At 69.8% G+C, this 19,316-nt stretch carries 13 protein-coding genes and 1 tRNA gene; 7 read left to right on the forward strand and 7 right to left on the reverse strand.

Annotated features, from left to right (window positions below):
• On the forward strand, window positions 1–950 hold a 950-nt coding region (locus Q1V88_RS00005; protein WP_300675946.1), incomplete at its 5' end, for an acyl-CoA dehydrogenase family protein.
• A 173-nt stretch (window positions 951–1,123) separates the two neighbouring features.
• Here Q1V88_RS00005 and Q1V88_RS00010 read toward each other — a convergent pair.
• Window positions 1,124–2,053 carry a DUF4862 family protein gene (locus Q1V88_RS00010; RefSeq protein WP_300675949.1) on the reverse strand — a complete coding sequence of 310 codons (930 nt, stop codon included), beginning with the start codon at window positions 2,051–2,053 and terminating at the stop codon, window positions 1,124–1,126.
• 136 nt (window positions 2,054–2,189) lie between these two features.
• On the opposite strand from Q1V88_RS00010, the gene Q1V88_RS00015 reads away from it, so the two are divergent.
• Both Q1V88_RS00015 and Q1V88_RS00020 read left to right on the forward strand, forming a co-directional pair.
• Window positions 2,190–5,327 (forward strand): S8 family serine peptidase, encoded by a 3,138-nt coding sequence (locus Q1V88_RS00015; protein WP_300675951.1) that lies wholly within the window; start codon window positions 2,190–2,192, stop codon window positions 5,325–5,327.
• A gap of 72 nt (window positions 5,328–5,399) precedes the next feature.
• Entirely contained in the window at window positions 5,400–6,131 is a 732-nt protein-coding gene (locus tag Q1V88_RS00020) for a VIT family protein (RefSeq protein ID WP_300675953.1), read from the forward strand.
• Window positions 6,132–6,134: 3 nt separating this feature from the next.
• Here Q1V88_RS00020 and upp read toward each other — a convergent pair whose 3' ends face one another.
• Window positions 6,135–6,776 carry a uracil phosphoribosyltransferase gene (gene upp, locus Q1V88_RS00025; protein WP_300675956.1) on the reverse strand — a complete coding sequence of 214 codons (642 nt, stop codon included), beginning with the start codon at window positions 6,774–6,776 and terminating at the stop codon, window positions 6,135–6,137.
• 68 nt (window positions 6,777–6,844) lie between these two features.
• Between upp and Q1V88_RS00030 the strand changes: the two genes are divergently transcribed.
• The 3 genes from Q1V88_RS00030 to Q1V88_RS00040 all read left to right on the forward strand — a co-directional run bounded on the left by Q1V88_RS00030 (window position 6,845) and on the right by Q1V88_RS00040 (window position 7,905).
• Window positions 6,845–7,336 (forward strand): tRNA adenosine deaminase-associated protein, encoded by a 492-nt coding sequence (locus Q1V88_RS00030; protein WP_300675958.1) that lies wholly within the window; start codon window positions 6,845–6,847, stop codon window positions 7,334–7,336.
• A gap of 6 nt (window positions 7,337–7,342) precedes the next feature.
• Window positions 7,343–7,807: a nucleoside deaminase gene (locus tag Q1V88_RS00035; RefSeq protein ID WP_300675961.1), complete on the forward strand. Its 465-nt coding sequence runs from the start codon at window positions 7,343–7,345 to the stop codon at window positions 7,805–7,807.
• A 10-nt stretch (window positions 7,808–7,817) separates the two neighbouring features.
• Window positions 7,818–7,905: transfer RNA gene (locus Q1V88_RS00040), tRNA-Ser, on the forward strand.
• Between the two features lie 100 nt (window positions 7,906–8,005).
• Here Q1V88_RS00040 and Q1V88_RS00045 read toward each other — a convergent pair.
• The 5 genes from Q1V88_RS00045 to Q1V88_RS00065 all read right to left on the reverse strand — a co-directional run bounded on the left by Q1V88_RS00045 (window position 8,006) and on the right by Q1V88_RS00065 (window position 10,942).
• On the reverse strand, window positions 8,006–8,584 hold the full coding sequence (locus tag Q1V88_RS00045) for a suppressor of fused domain protein (RefSeq protein WP_300675962.1): 579 nt from the start codon (window positions 8,582–8,584) through the stop codon (window positions 8,006–8,008).
• A gap of 40 nt (window positions 8,585–8,624) precedes the next feature.
• Window positions 8,625–9,077: a hypothetical protein gene (locus Q1V88_RS00050; RefSeq protein WP_300675965.1), complete on the reverse strand. Its 453-nt coding sequence runs from the start codon at window positions 9,075–9,077 to the stop codon at window positions 8,625–8,627.
• Window positions 9,074–9,517 (reverse strand): hypothetical protein, encoded by a 444-nt coding sequence (locus tag Q1V88_RS00055; protein ID WP_300675968.1) that lies wholly within the window; start codon window positions 9,515–9,517, stop codon window positions 9,074–9,076. The genes Q1V88_RS00050 and Q1V88_RS00055 overlap by 4 nt, the downstream gene beginning before the upstream one ends.
• On the reverse strand, window positions 9,514–10,119 hold the full coding sequence (locus Q1V88_RS00060) for a hypothetical protein (protein ID WP_300675972.1): 606 nt from the start codon (window positions 10,117–10,119) through the stop codon (window positions 9,514–9,516). Before Q1V88_RS00060 ends, Q1V88_RS00055 begins: the two co-directional genes overlap by 4 nt.
• Before the next feature lie 142 nt (window positions 10,120–10,261).
• Complete coding sequence (locus Q1V88_RS00065; RefSeq protein WP_300675975.1) at window positions 10,262–10,942, reverse strand: class E sortase; 681 nt, start codon at window positions 10,940–10,942, stop codon at window positions 10,262–10,264.
• A 296-nt stretch (window positions 10,943–11,238) separates the two neighbouring features.
• On the opposite strand from Q1V88_RS00065, the gene Q1V88_RS00070 reads away from it, so the two are divergent.
• Window positions 11,239–19,263, forward strand: coding sequence for a DUF5979 domain-containing protein (locus Q1V88_RS00070; protein ID WP_300675977.1), 8,025 nt, complete (start codon window positions 11,239–11,241; stop codon window positions 19,261–19,263).
• The last annotated feature ends 53 nt before the right edge of the window (window positions 19,264–19,316 follow it).

Here is a 19,316-nt window from a genome sequence, read left to right on the forward strand (position 1 = left end):
GCGACTTCCGCTTCAACGCCGTGCTCGCCGAGGAGCTGGCCAAGGTCAACGCCGCTCTTCCCACGTGCGTCGGCATCCACTCCGACATCACCGCGCCCTACCTCGTCGAGCTCGGCACTGAGGAGCAGAAGCAGCGCTGGCTCCCGGGCGTCGCGTCGGGTGAGATCCTGCTCGCGATCGGCATGACCGAGCCCTCGGGCGGCTCCGACCTCGCGGCGCTGAAGACCACCGCGGTTCGCGACGGCGACGAGTGGGTCATCAACGGCTCCAAGACGTTCATCACCAACGGCTACTCCTGCGATCTCGTGATCGCCGCCGCCCGGACCGACCCGGAGAAGGGCGCCAAGGGCATCACCCTGTTCGCGATCGAGGCCACCAAGGACGGCTTCTCCCGCGGCCGCAAGCTCGACAAGGTCGGCATGGAGGAGTCCGACACCGCCGAGCTGTTCTTCGAGAACGTCCGCGTCACCGACGCCGAGATCATCGGCGAGCTCAACATGGGCTTCATCTACATGATGCAGAAGCTGCCCCAGGAGCGGCTCTCGTGCGCCGTGGCGAACGTCGCCCACGCCAAGCAGATCCTGATCGAGACCCTGCAGTACACCAAGGACCGGCAGGCCTTCGGCCAGTCGATCGGCAAGTTCCAGCACAACAAGTTCCTGCTGGCCGAGCTCTTCACCCAGATCGAGGTCGCCGAGGCGTACGTCGACAAGTGCGTGCTCGCTCACAGCAAGGGTGAGCTCACCCCGGTCGAGGCGTCCAAGGCCAAGTGGTGGTCCTCGCAGACCCAGTCCGAGGTGCTCGACCACTGCGTCCAGCTCTACGGCGGCTACGGCTTCATGAACGAGTACCGCGTGGCTCGCGCCTGGCGCGACGCTCGTGTGACGAAGATCTGGGCCGGGTCCAATGAGATCATGAAGGAGCTCATCGGCCGCGATCTCGGCCTCTGATACGCACTGCACTGCGTTGTCGGGCCTCGACGGCCCGCTTCGCTTGAAGGCCGCCTTCGGCCCTCCGCCTTGCGCAGCACGTACCAGAGACCGAGATGAATCTCGGCCTCTGAGCCTTTTCAGCACGAACGCCCCGGCCCGTGAGGATCGGGGCGTTCGTCGTTCTGGGTGACTCAGAGAGCGGCGCGTACGACGTCCAGGTTCGCCGCCACGGTGGCGAGCGCGTCGGCGGCGGTGGTGTCGGTCGACCTGCGGCTGGTCTTGACCCCGAGGAACGCGGGGGTGCCGGCGGCGGCCAGGGCTGCGGCGACGTGGGCCTCGTCCAGGATCGAGCCCGACTCCGGGTGGGTCGAGGCGATCGGCAGGTGGGCGTCGGCCCAGGCCGCGCCGTAGGGGCCGGCGACGGCGGCGGCACCGGAGAAGCCGAGGCCGACCAGGCGGCCGGCGTCGGCGACCTGGGCGATCTGGGCGGTGACCGCGTCGGCGTCACGCAGCTCGACCGCCGAGCGACCCCAGTTCAGCCACAGGCCCACCTCGGGGCCGGCGGCCTGGGCGATCCGGTCGAGTGCGGCCAGCTCGTCGGCGACCGAGGGGAAGCCCTTCTCGTACTCCTGTCCGGGCACCGGGCTGTCGCAGTGCTCGACCACGAGGCGGGCACCGGACCAGTCCCAGCCGGAGATCTCGGTCAGGGTCGCGGCCAGCGCCTCGACCGAGCCACCGCCGCGCGGTGCGGTGTGCAGCTCGATCAGGGTCGGCGTCGCGGCGGACTCCTGTGCGAGCCGGGCCACGTCGGCGGCCAGCGCCCGCAGGTCCGCCAGCGCGGCGGCACGCCCCTCAGCGTCGGCCGAGGCGATCCCGTAGCGCGGGTCTGCGGCGGTGCGGCCCATCACGAACGGCAGCGGGGTCAGCGCCAGGCCGGTGGCGGGGACGTGGTCGAGGAACCAGGAGTCGTCGTGCGGGTGGAGCCGGCCGAGCCAGGGCACCTCCAGCCCGACCACGTCGGGCAGGGCGGCGAGGGCCGGCAGGAGCTCTGCCTCGAGGGCGGGGTCCCAGGAGCTGTGGGCGGGGGAGACGGCGTACGAACTGATGATGAAGTCAGGCATGGGAGGCCCAGCCTACCGAGCGCCGGTGTTGCCGATTTGTTGCAATGTCCACCTTCCCAGAACGCAACCGCGCGTGCCAGAGTCCTAGAACCTGCGCGGTCCCGCGTAGGCACGGACGATTCGCTCGGGAGAATTCGTGAAACGTCGTTTTGCCGTCCCCTCCGCCGCTATCGCGGTGACAGTTCTGGGCACCGGGGCACTGATCGTGCCCGCCCTCACCTCGGCTGCCTCAGCAGCCCCTACCGGCCAGACCCAAGGCCAGCTGGTCTCCTCACTCGGTCTGGACAAGACCGTCGCGACCAGCAAGCACGGCACCTACGTGGTGCTGTTGAAGTCGGACCCGCTGCTCGGTGAGTTCAGCCAGTCCCAGCTCTCCTCCTCGGCTGCGGCCAAGGCGCAGCAGGCGATCGTCGCCGACCACAACGAGATCCTCTCCGACGCCAAGGTCCCGTCCTCGGCCGTCACCCAGGACCTCACCGTCGCCGCCAACGGCTTCTCGGTCGAGACCAGCCACGCCGCCGCGATGCGGCTCGCCGCCGACCCGAAGGTCGCCGCCGTCGTCCCCGACGAGCTGCGCACCATCTCCGGGGTCGAGAGCAGCGCCGCGACCAGCCTGGCCGCGGTCAACACCCACCACGACCGCGGTCGTGCCGCACTGCCCACCGGCCGCGGGCACAAGCCCGGCTCGAAGCCCGGGAAGGGATACAAGCCCACCAAGGAGGGCAAGGTCCCGACCGAGGAGCAGTTCCTCAACCTCACCGGCAAGGGTGAGGCCTACGACTCCAAGATCGACGGCACCGGCGTCCTCGTCGGCGTGATCGACACCGGGATCTGGCCGGAGCACCCCAGCTTCGCCGACGACGGCACGCTGCCGGCCGCACCGGACCTCGGTCCGGACTCGTGCGACTTCGGCAACACCGCCGCCAACAAGAACGACGCCGCCTTCACCTGCAACAACAAGCTGGTCGGCGCGCGTGACATGACCACCACCTACCGCGCGGTCCAGGGCGCCGAGCCCGACGAGTTCGTCTCCGCGCGTGACGACGAGGGTCACGGCACCCACACCGCCTCCACCGCCGCCGGTGACGCGAACGTGAAGGCCACCATCGACGGCCACTACGTCGACACCACCACCGGCATCGCGCCGCGTGCCCAGGTGATCGCCTACAAGGCGCTGGGCAACGAGGGCGGCTTCAGCTCCGACCTCTCCGCCGCGATCGACCAGGCCGTCGCCGACGGCGTGGGCGTGATCAACTACTCCGTCGGTGGCGGGGCCAACCTGCTCGGCCCGGACGCGATCTCGTTCCTGTTCGCCTCCGACGCCGGCGTCTTCGCCTCGGTCTCGGCCGGCAACGACGGTCCGGGCGAGTCCACCCTCGGTGGACCGGCCGACAGCCCGTGGGTGACCGCGGTCGCCGCCGGCACCGAGCCGCGCTTCTACCGCGGCACGATCAAGCTCGGCAACGGCACCACCCTCTACGGTGCCTCGGTCACCAAGACCCTGGGCAGCAAGCCGATCGTCGACGCGGCCGACCTGGGCAACCAGTTCTGTGTCGGTGACACCGCCTTCTCCGCCTCGGTCAAGGGCAAGATCGTGCTCTGCCACCGCGGCTCCAACGGCCGGGTCGCCAAGAGCCTGACCGTCTCCGACGCGGGCGGGGTCGGCATGATCCTGGCCAACGTGGACGTGCCCAACAAGGACAACCTGTTCACCGACACCTTCTTCGTCCCCACGGTCCACGTCGACCAGGTGGTGGGCGAGAAGATCACGGCGTACATCCACAAGAGCGGGTCGCGTCCGGCCACCGCGGCCATCGTGAAGACCAGCGAGATCACCAACGAGCCGTGGAAGGCACCGTCGGTGACGGTCTTCTCCTCCCGCGGTGAGTCGCCCACGGCGGCCTCGGTGGTCAAGCCCGACATCACCGCCCCCGGCATCCAGATCGTGGCCGGCGCCTCGCCGTACACCGACGCCGGCTTCGTCTCCGGTGAGCTCTTCCAGGCCATCGCCGGTACGTCGATGGCGGCTCCGCAGATCGCCGGCATCTACGCCCTGGTCAAGCAGGCCCACCCGGAGTGGAGTCCTGCCGAGGCCAAGTCGGCACTGCAGACCACCGCGTCGCTCGACGTGCGCGACAACGACCGGGTCTCCCAGGCCACGCCGTTCGAGCGTGGTGCCGGTGAGGTCAACCCGGGTGTCGTCTCCAAGCCGGGCATGTTCAACCCCGGTCTGGTCTACGACGCCGGGCACAACGACTACCTCGGGTTCTACTGCGACGCGGCCCCCGGGATCTTCACCAACGCGGCCTCCACCTGCGCGACGCTGAAGTCCCAGGGTGTGCCGACCCGCACCGAGGACCTCAACCTGCCCACCATCGGGATCGACGCCGTCGTCGGCTCGGAGACGGTCACCCGTACCGTCACCAACGTCAGCGGCAAGTCGATCACGGTCCGCGCCGACACCAAGGACGCCCCGGCGGGCTACGCGGTGAGCGTGAAGCCGTCGACGCTGACCGTCGCGGCGGGCAAGACCGCCTCGTTCCAGGTCACCGTCACCAACAAGGGCAAGGCCACCATCGGTGCCTGGCGCTTCGGCAACCTGACCTGGAAGGGCTCGGGCTACACCGTCAACAGCTCGATCGCGGTCAAGGCCGCCCAGGTCGGCACCAGCACCTCGGTCACGGGCGAGGGTGCCTCGGGCACCCTCACCGTCCCGGTGAAGTTCGGGTACGACGGCACCTACCAGGCCAAGGCCTCCGGGCTGGTCGCCTCGGCGCCGCTGAACGGCTCCGTCACGCAGGACCCCGACCAGAAGTTCGGGACCCCCGACGACGGCACCGGCGTTGCCAAGATCCCGGTCACCATCGGTGACGTGGCGTACTGGCGCTTCGGCTACACCGCCTCGGGCAACGACGACCTCGACCTGTACCTGCTCGGCCCCGACGGCAAGGTCGTCGCGTCGAGCACCAACGGTGGGACCGACGAGCTGATCGAGCTCAACCACCCCGCCGCCGGGACCTACACGGTCGCGGTGCACGGCTGGAAGGTCACCGGCACGCACCAGTTCTCCCTGGACAACTGGATCGTGCCCTCCACCCCGGGCAGCCTGACGGTCACCTCGGCGCCGACCAGCGCCACGGTGAACGGCTCCGGCTCGGTCGCCCTGTCCTGGACGGGTGCGAGTCCCGCGGGCACCTACTACGGCGTCGTCGACCACACCGACGGCACCCAGGAGCTCGCCCAGACGGTCGTGGCGGTGAAGGGCGCCAACTGACCCACGCAAGGCTCACCGTAGTAAGGCCCCGCTTCGTTGCCCTGAGCAACGGGCGGGGCTTTACTACGCACTATGAGTGCTGACGCCGAGATGGCTGCCGACGCGCACGATCACGAACACGCCGAGGCCGGCGAGGGACTGTCCAACAAGCTCAACTGGCTCCGTGCCGGGGTGCTCGGGGCCAACGACGGCATCGTCTCCACCGCCGGGGTGGTGATGGGTGTCGCCGGTGCCACCACGGACCGCTCGGCGATCCTGATCGCGGGCATCGCCGCCCTGATCGCCGGTGCCCTCTCGATGGCCGCCGGTGAGTACGTCTCGGTCTCCACCCAGCGTGACGCCGAGCAGGCCCTGATCGAGGCCGAGGAGCACGACCTCAAGACCATGCCCGAGGAGGAGCTGCGCCAGCTCCAGCTGATGCTGGAGGAGAAGGGGATGAGCCCCGAGATCGCGGCGCAGGCGGCCCGCGAGCTCACCGAGAGCAACGCCCTCCAGGTGCACGCCAACCTCGAGTTCGGCATCGACGTCGACGACGTCACCAACCCGTGGTCGGCCGCAGCGGCGTCGGCGGTCTCCTTCACCGTCGGCGCGATGCTGCCGGCGCTGATGATCCTGCTGCCCTCCGACGTACGGATCTGGGCCACCGCGATCTCGGTGGCGCTCGCCCTCGCCCTGACCGGGTGGGTGTCGGCGAAGATCGGCTACGCCCGGCCGGGCCGGGCGGTGGTCCGCAACGTCGTGGGCGGCGTGCTCGCGATGGCGATCACGTGGGGCGTCGGCACCCTGGTCGGCACCAACGTCTGAGGACTACTCGGCCAGGCCGTAGAGCCGGTCGCCGGCGTCACCGAGACCGGGCACGATGTAGCCCTTCTCGTTGAGCCGCTCGTCGATCGCGGCGGTGACGATCGTCACCGGTACGTCGACACCCTCCAGGCCCCGCTCCAGGTTGGCCATGCCCTCGGGTGCGGACAGCAGGGTGATGCAGGTGATGTGGTCGGCGCCGCGGTCGACCAGGAAGCGAACGGCAGCGGCCAGGGTGCCGCCGGTGGCGAGCATCGGGTCCAGCACGTAGCACTGCCGGCCGGTCAGGTCGGCGGGCAGCCGCTCGGCGTACGTGATCGCCTCGAAGGTCTCCTCGTTGCGGGCCATCCCGAGGAAGCCGACCTCGCCGGTCGGGACCAGGCTCATCATCCCCTCCAGCATGCCGAGGCCGGCACGCAGGATCGGGACGACCAGGGGGCGCGGGGAGGAGAGCCGGGTGCCGGTCATCGGCGCGACCGGGGTCTCGATCTCGACCGGCTCGACCCGGACCTCGCGGGTGGCCTCGTAGGCCAGCAGCGCCATCAGCTCGTTGGTCAGGGCGCGGAACGTCGGGGAGTCCGTGCGTGCGTCCCGGAGCGTGGTCAGCTTGTGAGCGACGAGAGGGTGGTCCACGACAACGGTCTGCATGGGGACCAGCCTAATGCCGGAGCCGATATGGCTTTGTTTCGTCGGAGCCGTCTGCCAGTCTGGGAGGCATGGCAGCCCAGGCAGAGGAGATCGAAGGCGTCGACTTCGCTCTCGCGGTCTATCGGGAAGAGGGCGTGTGGCAGGTCGAGGACCTGGCCCACGACCGTCTGGCCGACGTCGAGACCCTCGCCGCGGCGCTGCGCCGGTTCCCCGGCGACGGCGGCGCTGTCGGCCTGATCGGGATGGATGAGGACTTCTTCATCGTGTGCCGGGTGGTCGGCTCCACGGTGCGGGTGCTGCTCTCGGACGTGACCGCCGCCGAGGACTGGGAGCTGGCCGAGTCCGTGGTCGAGCACCTCGGGCTGCCCGATCCCGAGGACGAGGAGGACGTCGCCCCGGCCGGGGACCTGGCGATCTTCGCCGACGCCGGCTTCTCCGCGATCGACATGGGCATGCTGCTCGACGACGACCTGTATCCCGACGAGGCGCTCTCGGAGGTGGCCGACCGGATCGGGTTCGGCGACCTCTTCGACGACGCCGTCGGGATCCATGCCGACTGAGTCGCCGTGACGGAGCGGAACGACGCGGAGCTGATGGGTCTCGCGTTCGACGAGGCGCGGTCGGCGCTGGCGTCGGGCGACGTGCCGATCGGGGCGATCGTGGTGTCGCCGTACGGCGAGGTGATCGGACGCGGACACAACCTCCGCGAGGCCACCGGCGACCCGACGGGTCACGCCGAGGTGGTCGCCCTGCGCGAGGCCGCCGCCACGGTGGGGGAGTGGCGGCTGGAGGGCTGCACCCTGGTGGTGACGCTGGAGCCCTGCACCATGTGCGCCGGGGCGATCGTGCTGTCCCGGATCGCCCGCCTGGTCTTCGCCGCGTACGACGACAAGGCGGGCGCCGTGGGCTCGCTGTGGGACGTCGTGCGCGACCGTCGGCTGAACCACCGACCCGAGGTGCTCGCCGGCGTACGGGCCGAGGAATCGGCTCGGATGCTGGCCGATTTCTTTGCTGGGCACCGTCTTCGGTAAGGTTCCTCTCGGTGTCGTGTCCGAGCGGCCGAAGGTGCAACACTCGAAATGTTGTGTAGTGAAAGCTACCGTGGGTTCAAATCCCACCGACACCGCCAGTGAAGATCCCCCGGGGAGCGAAAGCCCGCCGGGGGATCTTCCGTTTCTCCCCGAAGACGTGCCGGATCAGGGCCGGCCGGTGGCCGGGTCCGGCGTCGTTCAGACCACGGAGGGGCGGTTCAGGTCGAAGACGTCGATCTGCGCCTCGACGAACCGGTCCTCCAACGCCTCGGTGCCGTGCTCCTCGGCGAACTGCAGCTCGGCGTCGGAGATCGGCACGCCCTGGAGGAAGAGCACCACCGCCTCGTCGTCCTCCAGGGGCGTCAGCGCGTCTTCGCCCCACAGGAACGGGGGGACGAGGAGCATGTGCTTCATCGTGACCTCGGGCTCGTAGAGCTCGACGGTCCGAGGGTGGATGACGCCGGGGGTGAGGCTGTGCCGTCCTGAGGCGACGTTGAGGGCACAGGCCATCACGATGTTGCCGAAGGTCTCCACCGTGGAGGCGCAGGCGGACAGGATCTCGACGCGGATCTCCTTGCCGGCGGCGCTCTGGAGGCCGTTGTCGAACGTGCTCAGGTCGACGGTGCCGTACGACGTCACGCCGGCCTGAGGGCCATCGACCGCCGAGAGGATGTTGACCGAGAGGGTCTCTGCGTCGTTCGAGTACCGGTGCACCCGCGGCGTCCCGCCGAAGGCCGCAGCCTCGGTCCGGGCGATCGTCTTCCCGTCGGCCGTCATGTCAGGCGCCTCTCTCGGTGGTTCGTCGGGCAGGGCCCGGTCAGGCCGGGGCCACGCCGGAGAGCAGCACCGAGACGGCGACGACCTGGTCGCCGGCCAGGTCGGCCGAGAGGTAGCGATCCCCGAGGCGGAAGAGGTCGAGGCTGTCCAGGGCCTGGGTCGGGGCGCCGAGCACCGCACGCAGCTCCGCCTTCGTCGCCGGGAGCGACAGGCCCGCGATCAGGCTCTGCGGCTGCCCGTAGACCCCGCCGTCCTCGTCGACGATGTCGATCCGGATCGCGACGATGACGCCGTCGCGGATCTGGACGGTCACGCCCTGCGGGGCGAAGACCAGCGTGGTCCAGGTGACCCCGTCCTGGACCCTCTCGTGGCGCTCCATCCGGGGCCCGGCCAGGGTGATGACCTCCAGCAGCTCCAGGCTGTCCTCGTGCTGCCCGAGCGCTGCCAGGAAGGTGGTGATCTCGCCCCCGAGAGCCGCAGCGTCGTGGCTCACGCGAGCGGGTCCTCGTCCATCAGGGTGATCAGGGAGAGACCGTCGGCGTCGTACTCGAAGTGCGCGAACCGGCCGTCGACCTGGAACAGGTCGTAGCCCCCGGCCGAGCGCATCGGCTCCCCGAGCAGGCCGCGGATCTCCTCGCGCGCCGGTGCGGTGGTCGACCCGGGGAAGAGTCCGCTCACGCGGCTGTACGCCTCGAAGCCCTCCCCGCCACGGATGCGCAGGAAGATCGCGGTCGCCACGTCGCGCTGGATCAGGATCGAGACCTCGCCGGTGGGCGCGACCAGGTAGTGGTCGCCCGGCCCGGTGTACGGCGTGTCGTCGACGCTGAACTCTCCGCCGACGATCGCCATCGCGGCAGCGAGGTCGGCGCTGCCCTCCGGGGCTCCGGTAGCGCGCAGGAAGGTGCCGAGGTCACTGGTGGTCACGTCGCTCATCTGCCCAATCCTCCATTCCGTTCGCGGAGGCGGTCAATCGCGTCGTTGATCTGTTGCGGCGTGTAGTTGCCGGTCTTGGTCAGGTTGGAGCGCAACGTCGCGTAGTCCCGCTCGGCCGCGGCCTTCAGGTCCTTCGCGTCCAGGGCGATCTGATCGGGGGTGTTGCGGCCCTTGTAGGTGCGGCTGTCGGCGTGCACGGCGTTGGTCAGCTCGACCGCGGTGGCGTCGTTGTGCAGCGCCCGGGCCTCCTCGGGGGTGAGCTTACGACCGAGCTCGATCTCGCGGGCCCGGAGGATCGCCGCCGAGGACGGGATGTGGTCGTGCTGCATCGCGTCGCCGACCACCGCACGGTTGGAGAGGTCGCGGTAGCTGCCGACGTCGAGATCCTGGACCGGTGTCTTCGTCTTCGGCTTCGGCCCCGACGGCGCCGAGGGTGCGCCCTTCTTGGCGAGGTCGTCGTCGAGCTTCTTCAGCTGGGAGACGGCGTCGTCGGCATGGGCACGCATGTGGCCGACCTTGGTCGAGACACCGGTCCCGGCGTGGCGGAAGCCGTCCACGACGGCCTCGACCATGTCGTCGAGATTCTTCTTCAGGGCGGACACCGATCAACCTCCTGCGCGACCACGTCTCGCGGACCGTTCGAGCGTGCCATCGACGTCACAGCGCGGCAATGGGGACCTCTCCCCACCCTGGGGCGAGCGCGGCGGTTGATCGGCGGTGGATCAGCGGCGGATCAGGGGTGGATCAGGGGGTGCCGTGGGTGCTGGTCAGCACCCCGAAGGCCACCAGCCGCTCGTCGGTGTGGAACAGCTCGGCGCAGGTGGTCAGCGTCAGCAGGGCCTGCTTGGCCTGCTGGGCGGGCTCGACGCCCCCGTCGGGGTTCTCCGGCAGCGGGTCGAGCACCCAGGACGCACTGAACGGCACCGTCAGCGCCGAGCCGGCGGTGGTCAGCGTGTAGACGTACGTCGTCGTGCGCGTCACCACTCGCACCTCGTCGCCCACCCGCAGCTCCTTCATCCGCCGCAGCGGCTCACCGTGGGTGACCCGGTGCGCTGCCAGGGTGTAGTTGCCGACCGCGCCGGGTGCGGCGCTGGAGGTGTAGTTCCCGTACCCGGACGCCAGGACCGCGTCACTGGTGCCGGAGAAGACCGGGACGGCGTACGACGCTCCGAAGCGCGGGATCTCGATGATCGCGTTCGCGGTGCCGACGTCGGTCCTCGCCTCGGCCTGACCGTCATGCCAGGCCTGCCGCAGCTCCTTGACCGCGGCCGTCTGGTGCCGGTGGCTGACCACGTTGGTGCCCCAGTACTGCCAGCCCACGTAGCCCGCGACCCCGAGCCCGCACAGGATCAGGACGACCCCCGCGACGAGCATCAGCCGCCGGGTCCCTCCGCGTGAGCGGCGGTGCGAGGTGGCGCGGGACATGTCGGGAAGCCTACGGCGGCGTCCCCGCGCCCCCGAAGTCCGCCTCGTCGGGCCATCGTCACTACAACGTTTTCGCTACAACGTTTTGGAGCCGAATCGACGTTACCTGAGAACTTACCTAAGGTGGGGGAGTCTGGAATCGGGTCCGACAGGGAGCAAGTAGTCGACCCGGGGAGATTTCAGTGCTGTCACGCACACGTTCGTCGCGCGCATCCAAGGCCCAACGCCATGATCAGCGACGGCGGAGGTGGTCCCTCGGCGTTGCCCTGTCGGTGCTGAGTGCGGGCCTGGTGCTGATGCCGACACTGCCGGCCAACGCCGCTGTGGACTCGACCCTCCAGATCACCAAGACCGCCTCCGGCACGGGCCCGTTCGCTCCCGGACAGTCGTTCACCTACACCGTGACGGCGATCTGCTCCAGCCCGACCTCGGCGGGCTGTGTGAACGCCCAGCTGGTCGACGACCTGCCGGCTCCGCTCGTCTTCGACACCAGTACGGCCACGCCCGTGACCGTGTCGGTCCAGGGCGGCGGCACCTCCACCGTGACGGTCGCCGGGACGAAGGCGACGATCGACTTCACCAAGAGCCTCGGCGGCTCCGACGTGGGCCTCCTGCAGGCCAAGCAGGCCACCGTCACGATGCGCGTCAAGGTCCCCGCCGACGCGTCGGCCGACTACAACGGCCCCATCACGAACACCGCCACGATCGCCGCCGACAACGCCGCGGAGAAGCCTGCCGACGCGACGGTCACCATCGCCGTGCCGCAGCACCTCGAGGTCGAGGTGACCAAGGAGCGGACCACCCCCGGTACCGTCGCCGCGGTCGCCGGCACCGCAGCCGACTTCACCCTCGTCGGCACCAACACCTCCAACCAGAGCGTCGAGACCCTGACCATCCAGGACCCGACCAACGTCTCGAGCCCGACCACCGGTCCGTTCCAGTACCTCCAGGTCACCGGCATCGACACGTTCACTGCGCCGCAGGGCGCCGACCAGGTCAAGGTCGAGTGGGTCAACGCGTCGGGCGTGTGGGCGACGTCGTACGACGGCACCATCCCGTCCGCCACCGGCTCGCTGCTCCCCTCCCAGCTCGCCGACATCTACGGCCTCCGGTTCACCTTCACCTCGACCACGGCCCCGCACATCCCCGTCGTGGGCAAGGCCACGATCGGCCTGCAGACCCAGACCCGGGCCAACGTCTCCACCATCGCCGGCGGCACCACCGTCACCGTGAACAACACCGTCGAGGCGACGGTCGGGGCCGGCAGCGGCACCAGCACGCCCGACCACGACAGCGCCTCGCTCACCATCGCCAACGTCCCGCCGACGGTGACCACGACGAAGGACTACGCCGAGGACAACCTGCTCGGCGGCGAGACGTCGGCGGCCACCATCCGCAGCACCAACCAGGCCATGCCGGTGCACTCGCTGACCATCTCCGACCCCGGTCCGGGCGGCGATGACCTGGCGGCCCAGGGCCTGCTCTTCGAGGGCTTCACCGCCAACGCGATCGAGTGGCCCGAGGGCGCCACCAGCGCCTCGATCACCTACACCTACGCCGACGGCACCAGCGACACGAAGAACACCACCACCGTCGACAGCCTCCCGGCCCCCACCGGCTCGGTCGAGAACGTCGTCGGCTTCAGCGTCACCTTCACCGCCCCCGGCGACGGCATCGAGCCGTACTCCTACGCCGTGCTGCCGTTCACGGTGAAGGGCCAGCCGGTCACCGGCAGCGCCACCGAGACCTCGACCAACACCACGAAGTCGACCGTCACCGACACCCGGGACCAGTCCGACTCGGCGACCGCCTCGGACTCCCTGGACCGGCTCCCGGCCAAGATCGCCACCTCGGTCTCCAAGAAGTTCATCCCCGACGAGCTGTACGCCGTCCCCGGGTCGACCACCCTGGTGAACCTGACCGGCGCTGTCTCCCCGCGCCCCGCCTCGACCGTCGGCTCGGACTACCTGACGCTGTCCGACCCCGGCACCGCCAGCGGCACGCCGTCGGGCTTCTGGTCCTGCTTCCAGGTCAAGAACATCACCGACACCGCGATCCCGGCCGGCGTCACGCTCAAGGTCCAGACCTGGAACGGCTCGGCCTGGGCGACCCTGGCCACGCAGGCCGGACCGCAGGCGTCGTGGAACTACACCATCCCGGCCGCTGACCGCGCCGGGATCTCGGGGATCCAGTTCGTCTTCTCCAAGACCGACGGCACGCTGCTGCCGCCGGGCTTCAACGTCGCCCCGAACTTCAACGTCTCCGTCCGCGCCGGTGCCGCCTGCATCGGCACCGCCGTGGACCTCTCGGTCGACAACACCGTCTCCTCGCAGGTCGAGAACGCCGCCAACCTGCTGCCGCCGGTCAACGCCGGCGACGGCGACGAGGTGGTGCTGCACCCGATGACGGGCACCGGCCCCGACCTGGCCGACAAGACCTGGGTCGACCCGACCGACGCTGCTGACGAGGCCGACCCGGTCACTGTCGGCGCGCTCACCGGCGACACCCGCACCGCGAAGCTGAAATGGAGCACCCAGGGCCTGGCCTTCGACGAGGTGACCGTCTCCGACCCGGCGACCACGGGCGAGCTCACCGACGTCGCCACGTCGATCTACGACGCCTTCAACCTGACCCGGATCGAGCCGATCACCACGGCTCAGGACAAGCACATCGCCGAGGACAAGGTCTCCCAGGTCGAGGTCTACTCGGGCAGCTCGGGCAACTGGATCGACATCACCTCCGCCGCCTGCGCCGCCGGCTGCACCGGCACCTTCGGCGGCTACACGATCCCGGTCGGGACGGGTGTGGGGCAGACCGAGGACGTCCTCGGCGTCCGGCTGACCTTCGTCAGCCGCACCACCGGTGAGCCGGTCGCGATCTCCTCGGGCAACGACCGTCTGGTCCGGCTCGCCTTCACCGTCCGCGAGAAGCTGCGCTCGGACGCGACGGCGTACGTGCTGGGTCAGCACCACAGCTACACCTACAACACGTCCAGCGCCGGTCAGGTGAAGAACAGCGTCGACGTCACCGGCACCAGCGCCGGCTTCACGCACTCGACCCAGGACTCGGCGAACGCGATCATCATCGACCGTCCGCTCAACATCGACCTGACCAAGTCGTTCTCCGACGCCTCGCTCGGCCTGCCGCCGGTCGGCACGCCGGCCAGCGACTACCCGCTGATCGACGCCGACCTGGTCGCCACCAACGAGACCACCTCGAAGGTCACCGGCCTGCGGATCGCCGACCCGATCGCCGGCACCGCCGTCCAGGACTCGGTCTACGACACCCTCAACCTGTACCGGATCGACACGATCACGTTCCCGTCGCAGGTCACCCAGGCCGACGTCACGGTGAAGGTCACCTTCGCCGACACCACGACCGCCACCTGGACCTACGCCGAGGCGATCGCGAAGACGCCGGCCGACCTGGTCGACGTCGTCGCCGTGGACGTCTCCATCGACCGTGAGTGGATCCAGCCCTCGGACCGGCTCAGCCTCAAGCTGATCTTCCAGCTGCGGGCCACCCAGCGCACCAGCGGTGCGGCGATGACCGTGACCTCGGGCAGTACCGGTCCGGCCCACCTCAACCAGGCCCGTGCCACCGTCTCCGGTCCCGGCGGGATCAGCTGCGGTGCGGTCCCGGCAGGTGACCCCTGCGACACCAACACCGACGAGGCCGAGGACGAGTTCCAGGTCGTCAACCCGACGTACGGGGTGGCGGCCACGAAGGCCCTCAACTACACCGAGCGGTACGAGGACCAGGGTCGGACCGGCTACGTGATGACCCTGACGGGTCAGCCGACCGGCACCGCCCGCACCACCCTGCTGACCCTGACCGACTCCGACCCGCGGTTCTGGAACGCCTTCGACCTGGCCTCGATCGCCTCCGTCGGCGCCGGCGGCCCGGTCAACTCCTACCGGGTGTCGGTGCTCTCCACGACCGCCGGGCACACCCTCACCTACGGTCTCGTCGGATCGTCCCTGGTGGCCTACTGCGACGGCCTCACCGACCTCACCGACTGCTGGACGACGGGGTCCTGGACGACCCTCTCGGGCACCACGACGTCGGTCAGCATCCCGGCCGGCGTCACGGCTGCGAACGTCCGCGGCATCAAGATCGAGGCCCGCAGCTACGTCAATGGCGCCGTTGCCCAGTGGGAGCGGACCAGCACCCAGAAGGTCACCGTCAAGCTCAATGTGACTCGACGCACCCAGCTGTGGTGGTCCACGGCCGGGTCCGGCGTCACGCCGGTGCCCTCGACCCTGCCGGGGATGGCGCTGGCTCCGGGTGAGCCAGACCAAGGCACCATCCACAACGACCTCGTCGTGGACGGGGTGGCGTCGTGGGACAAGACCAGCGGCGTGAAGTACTCCGACACCCAGACGGCGTCGACCAGCACCGTGATCAAGCACCGGATCAACCGGATCCGGGTGGTGAAGGGGCCGGGCAACCCGACCACTCACCCGCGCTACGCCAACGGTGACACCGTGCCGTTCGTCATGACGGTGACCAACTCGGGCGCCTACACGATGACGGCACCGACGTTCCAGCTGACCGACCAGGTCGGCCTGGTCGGCGGCCAGACCCCGGTGACCGCTCCCACCGGGGCGGGCACGTTCAAGTTCACCCTCACCGGCACCGGCAGCGCGATCGGCTCGACGCAGCCGACGGCCTCACTCAACGAGACCACCGGCGCGCTGACCATCACCTTCGCCAACGGATTCACCTTCCCCGCCGGCGCGGTGCTGAGGATCGAGGCGAACCTCAAGGTCCGCGACGAGCTCCCGGCCGGTACGTCGATCACGAACTCGATCACGGCCAGCTCCGACCGGGACTTCGAGGAGTGCCGTTCGACCACCGACGAGACCCAGTTCACCACCACCGGCAGCGCGACCGCCCCGGTCGCCACCTGCACCGCCTCGACCACCCTCGAGGTGCTCTCGGACACCCCGCTCGAGATGGTCAAGAGCGTCAGGGGCGTCGGCGCCGGTCTGCCGGACGCTGTTCCCGGTGACGCCAACTACGACGACCTCGGTGTCCTCGCCGACGGCAAGACCGACACCACCGCGTGCGAGCCCGGTGGCTCCGGTGCGGCCGACGCCGACGGCTTCTACACCTACCCGTGCGTCCCGATCACCCGACCGGGCGGCACCGAGGAGTGGAAGGTCGACTTCACCAACGGCGGCAACGCCAACGCCAGCGTCGTGGCCGGCATCGACGTGCTCCCGGCGGTCGGCGACAAGGGCGTCGTGGTCGACACCCCGCGTGGCTCGACCTTCGGCGTCACCCTGCTCAACGAGTTCCACAGCAACATCGGGGACCTGGCCAACACCGGCATCGCGGAGCTGGACCTCTACTACACGACCAAGGTCCCCGACGGGCAGCTCGGCGACGGCACGATGTGCAACGACCTCGACATCCGGTCGCACACCACGCCCGGCGGGCTCAGCACCGGTGCCTGCGCCAGCAAGATCGCGGCCCTGAACTGGACCCGGATCACGCCGACCACCGACGTGTCCGAGGCCCGCGCGTTCAAGTTCGTGCTCACCTTCGGTGACCCGACCAACGTCGCCCAGTCGGCCGGCCTCAAGCCCGGTGAAACCTTCTCGCTGACCTACCGCAGCACCACGCCGGCGTACTCGGAGCTGGCGACCAGCCAGGCCGACGGTGTCGCCATCGCGTGGAACTCCGTCGGTGCGGGCTCCCGCATGGTCGCCGCCGGCACCCAGGCCGCCTCGGCGTCGCTGGTCACCGAGCCGCGTCGGGTCGGCGTCTCGCTGCCGACCGGTCAGCTGCTGGTCGACAAGGCCGTCACCGCGCCGACCTGGGCCAACCCGATCACGCTGCCGTCGACGTACACCTTCTCCATCGACTGCACGTCGGTGGGCGAGACGGTGCCGCTGACCGGCACCGCCGGGACCGAGAACCGCAGCACGTTCGCGGTCACGCCCGGGACGACGTACACCTACAACAGCGCGACCACCCCGGTGAACCTGCCGTGGGGTGCGACCTGTGTGCTGGCCGAGACCGGGCAGCCTGCCGGTGACGTGGTCACGTACTCGCCGACCAACCGCACGATGACGGCGCGGCGCAACCTGCCCGCCGCCGACAACGTGATGAACCCGATGCCGGCCCAGACCCCGCCCCTGCTGACGCTGTCGGTGGCCAACACCTACTCCGCCGGTGGGTTCACCGTCACCAAGACGGTCGACGACGGCGGCGCGGTGGACGCTTCGGGCACGGCGATCAGCTACGGGCCGTTCACCTTCACCGCGTCCTGCACCTACCTGGCGCAGGAGGCGATCCCGCTCGCCGACCGGACGTTCACGCTGGCGGCCGGTGCGAGCAAGACGTTCGCGAACCTCCCGACCGGGGCGTCGTGCACCGTCACCGAGACCGACGACGACGGTGCCGACTCCACCACGATCGTGAAGACGACCAGCGGTGTCGCCGGTACGTCGACCACGGCCTCGGCCACCTCGTTCACGATCCTCCAGGGTTCGGCGAGCACCATCACGGCGGCGTTCACCAACACCTTCACCACCGGCTCGCTGGAGGTCACGAAGGTGATCGACGGCAACGGTGCGACGGCATGGGGCAACGAGACGTTCACCCTGCATGCGCGCTGCACCCTCGACGGTGACGTGGTCTACGACGGCGACAGCCCGGCGATCACCAAGGCCCACCCGGTCTGGACGATCGACGACCTGGCCACCGGTGCTGCCTGCGTCGTGACCGAGCCGAAGGCCGGGGGCGCCAACACCACGACGTACGACCCGGTCGGCGGCACCGCCACGATCGGCGACGGCACCACCGAGACCGTCGAGGTGACCAACACCTTCACCCTCGGCTCCGTCACCGTGACCAAGGAGCTGGCCGGTCCGGCCGCCACCGACCCCGGTGCGGTCAACGGCCACTACACGATGGAGCTGGCCTGCACCCGCCAGGTCAACGGCGTCGCTGTCGCGGTGACGATCCCCGGTGGGGCACGCCAGACCGTGGTGGGGGAGACCTCCTACACCTGGACCGGCCTGCCGAGCGGTGCGACCTGCTCGGTGAGCGAGGTCGACTCCGTGCCGAGCACCCCCGACGTGGTCGTGACCCCGTCGAGTGTCGTGGTCGGTGTCGACCCGGCCGCTGCGGTGGACGTGCTCGTGACCAACACTTTCGAGACCGGCTCCCTGGAGCTGCACAAGGTCGTCACCGGAGCCTCGGCGGCGTACGCCCCGAGCACCTTCGACGTGACGGTCGAGTGCGACTTCCCGGTCGGCACCAAGGTGGTGCTGCCCAACGGCGGCCTGGTCACCCTGAACGGTGACGGTACGCCGGTCACGCTCAGTGCCATCCCGACCGGCTCGGTCTGCACGTCGAGCGAGGCCGACGCGGGCCAGACCAGCGTCGACTTCTCGCCGTCCTCGGCCACGATCGGCGACGGCACCACCACGGCGGTGACCGTGACCAACACCTACGACTCCGGTGCGATCCAGATCGTCAAGAGCCTCGCCGGTGTCGGCTCCTCGGTGGCCCGCGGTCCGTTCGAGTTCAGTGTGGACTGCGCGTTCAACGGCACCCCGATCGCGGTGGCTCCGGTGACGCTGACCACCAAGGCCGGCGCGACCGAGCTCACCTCGGCCGTGATCGGCGACCTGCCGGTCCGCACCGAGTGCACCGTCACCGAGACCGCCGCGGGCAACGCGGTGACGGCGGCCAAGCCGGTCACGGTGAGTGTCACCTCGGGCTCCGACGTCACGCCGGTCCCAGTGACCTTCGTGAACCGGTTCGGTGCCGGCATCGTCAAGGTGCACAAGATCGCGAAGGGTGCCTACGCCCACGACCCGGTCTTCAAGAAGCGCCCGGTCAAGGTCAACGTCACCTGCGAGTACACCTCGGGGACGCAGACCGCCACGGTGGTCAACCGCAACGTCAAGGTGCTGGTCGGACGCACCGAGACCCTGCTCGACGCCACCGGTGCCGCGCAGCTGGTCCCGGTCGGCTCGATCTGCTGGGTCACCGAGCTGCAGACGCTCGGTGCGACCAAGGTCGAGATCGCGCACGGCACCCGCGACACCGGGCTCACCGTGGCCCCGGTCTCCGACAGCGCCACCTCGACGCTGACGTTCCGCGTGGTCAACACCTACCGGACGCCTCCGACGGGTTCGGTGTCGAACCTCGACGAGAGCCGTGGCGATGGTGACGGCAACGGCACCGGGGGCGGACTGTCCGACACCGGTAGCCCGGTCCAGCCCTGGCTGCTGGGTCTGATGGGCCTGATGCTGGTGGCCGGTGGCGCCCTGGTGGTCGCTGCCCGACGCCGAGCCTGAGTTCCGGGTTCACCACCACTGAGATCCGGGTTCGCCACAGCGATGCTGTGGCG

It is taken from the genome of Nocardioides sp., from assembly GCF_030150155.1.
Classification (GTDB): Bacteria; Actinomycetota; Actinomycetes; order Propionibacteriales; family Nocardioidaceae; genus Nocardioides.

Excerpts from the sequence above, each read along its gene's own strand:
- Q1V88_RS00010 (WP_300675949.1), bottom strand. The coding sequence starts at position 2,053 with ATGCCTGACTTCATCATCAGTTCGTACGCCGTCTCCCCCGCCCACAGC.
- Q1V88_RS00020 (WP_300675953.1), top strand. The coding sequence starts at position 5,400 with ATGAGTGCTGACGCCGAGATGGCTGCCGACGCGCACGATCACGAACAC.
- upp (WP_300675956.1), bottom strand. The coding sequence starts at position 6,776 with ATGCAGACCGTTGTCGTGGACCACCCTCTCGTCGCTCACAAGCTGACC.
- Q1V88_RS00030 (WP_300675958.1), top strand. The coding sequence starts at position 6,845 with ATGGCAGCCCAGGCAGAGGAGATCGAAGGCGTCGACTTCGCTCTCGCG.
- Q1V88_RS00045 (WP_300675962.1), bottom strand. The coding sequence starts at position 8,584 with ATGACGGCCGACGGGAAGACGATCGCCCGGACCGAGGCTGCGGCCTTC.
- Q1V88_RS00055 (WP_300675968.1), bottom strand. The coding sequence starts at position 9,517 with ATGAGCGACGTGACCACCAGTGACCTCGGCACCTTCCTGCGCGCTACC.
- Q1V88_RS00065 (WP_300675975.1), bottom strand. The coding sequence starts at position 10,942 with ATGTCCCGCGCCACCTCGCACCGCCGCTCACGCGGAGGGACCCGGCGG.
- Q1V88_RS00070 (WP_300675977.1), top strand. The coding sequence starts at position 11,239 with ATGCCGACACTGCCGGCCAACGCCGCTGTGGACTCGACCCTCCAGATC.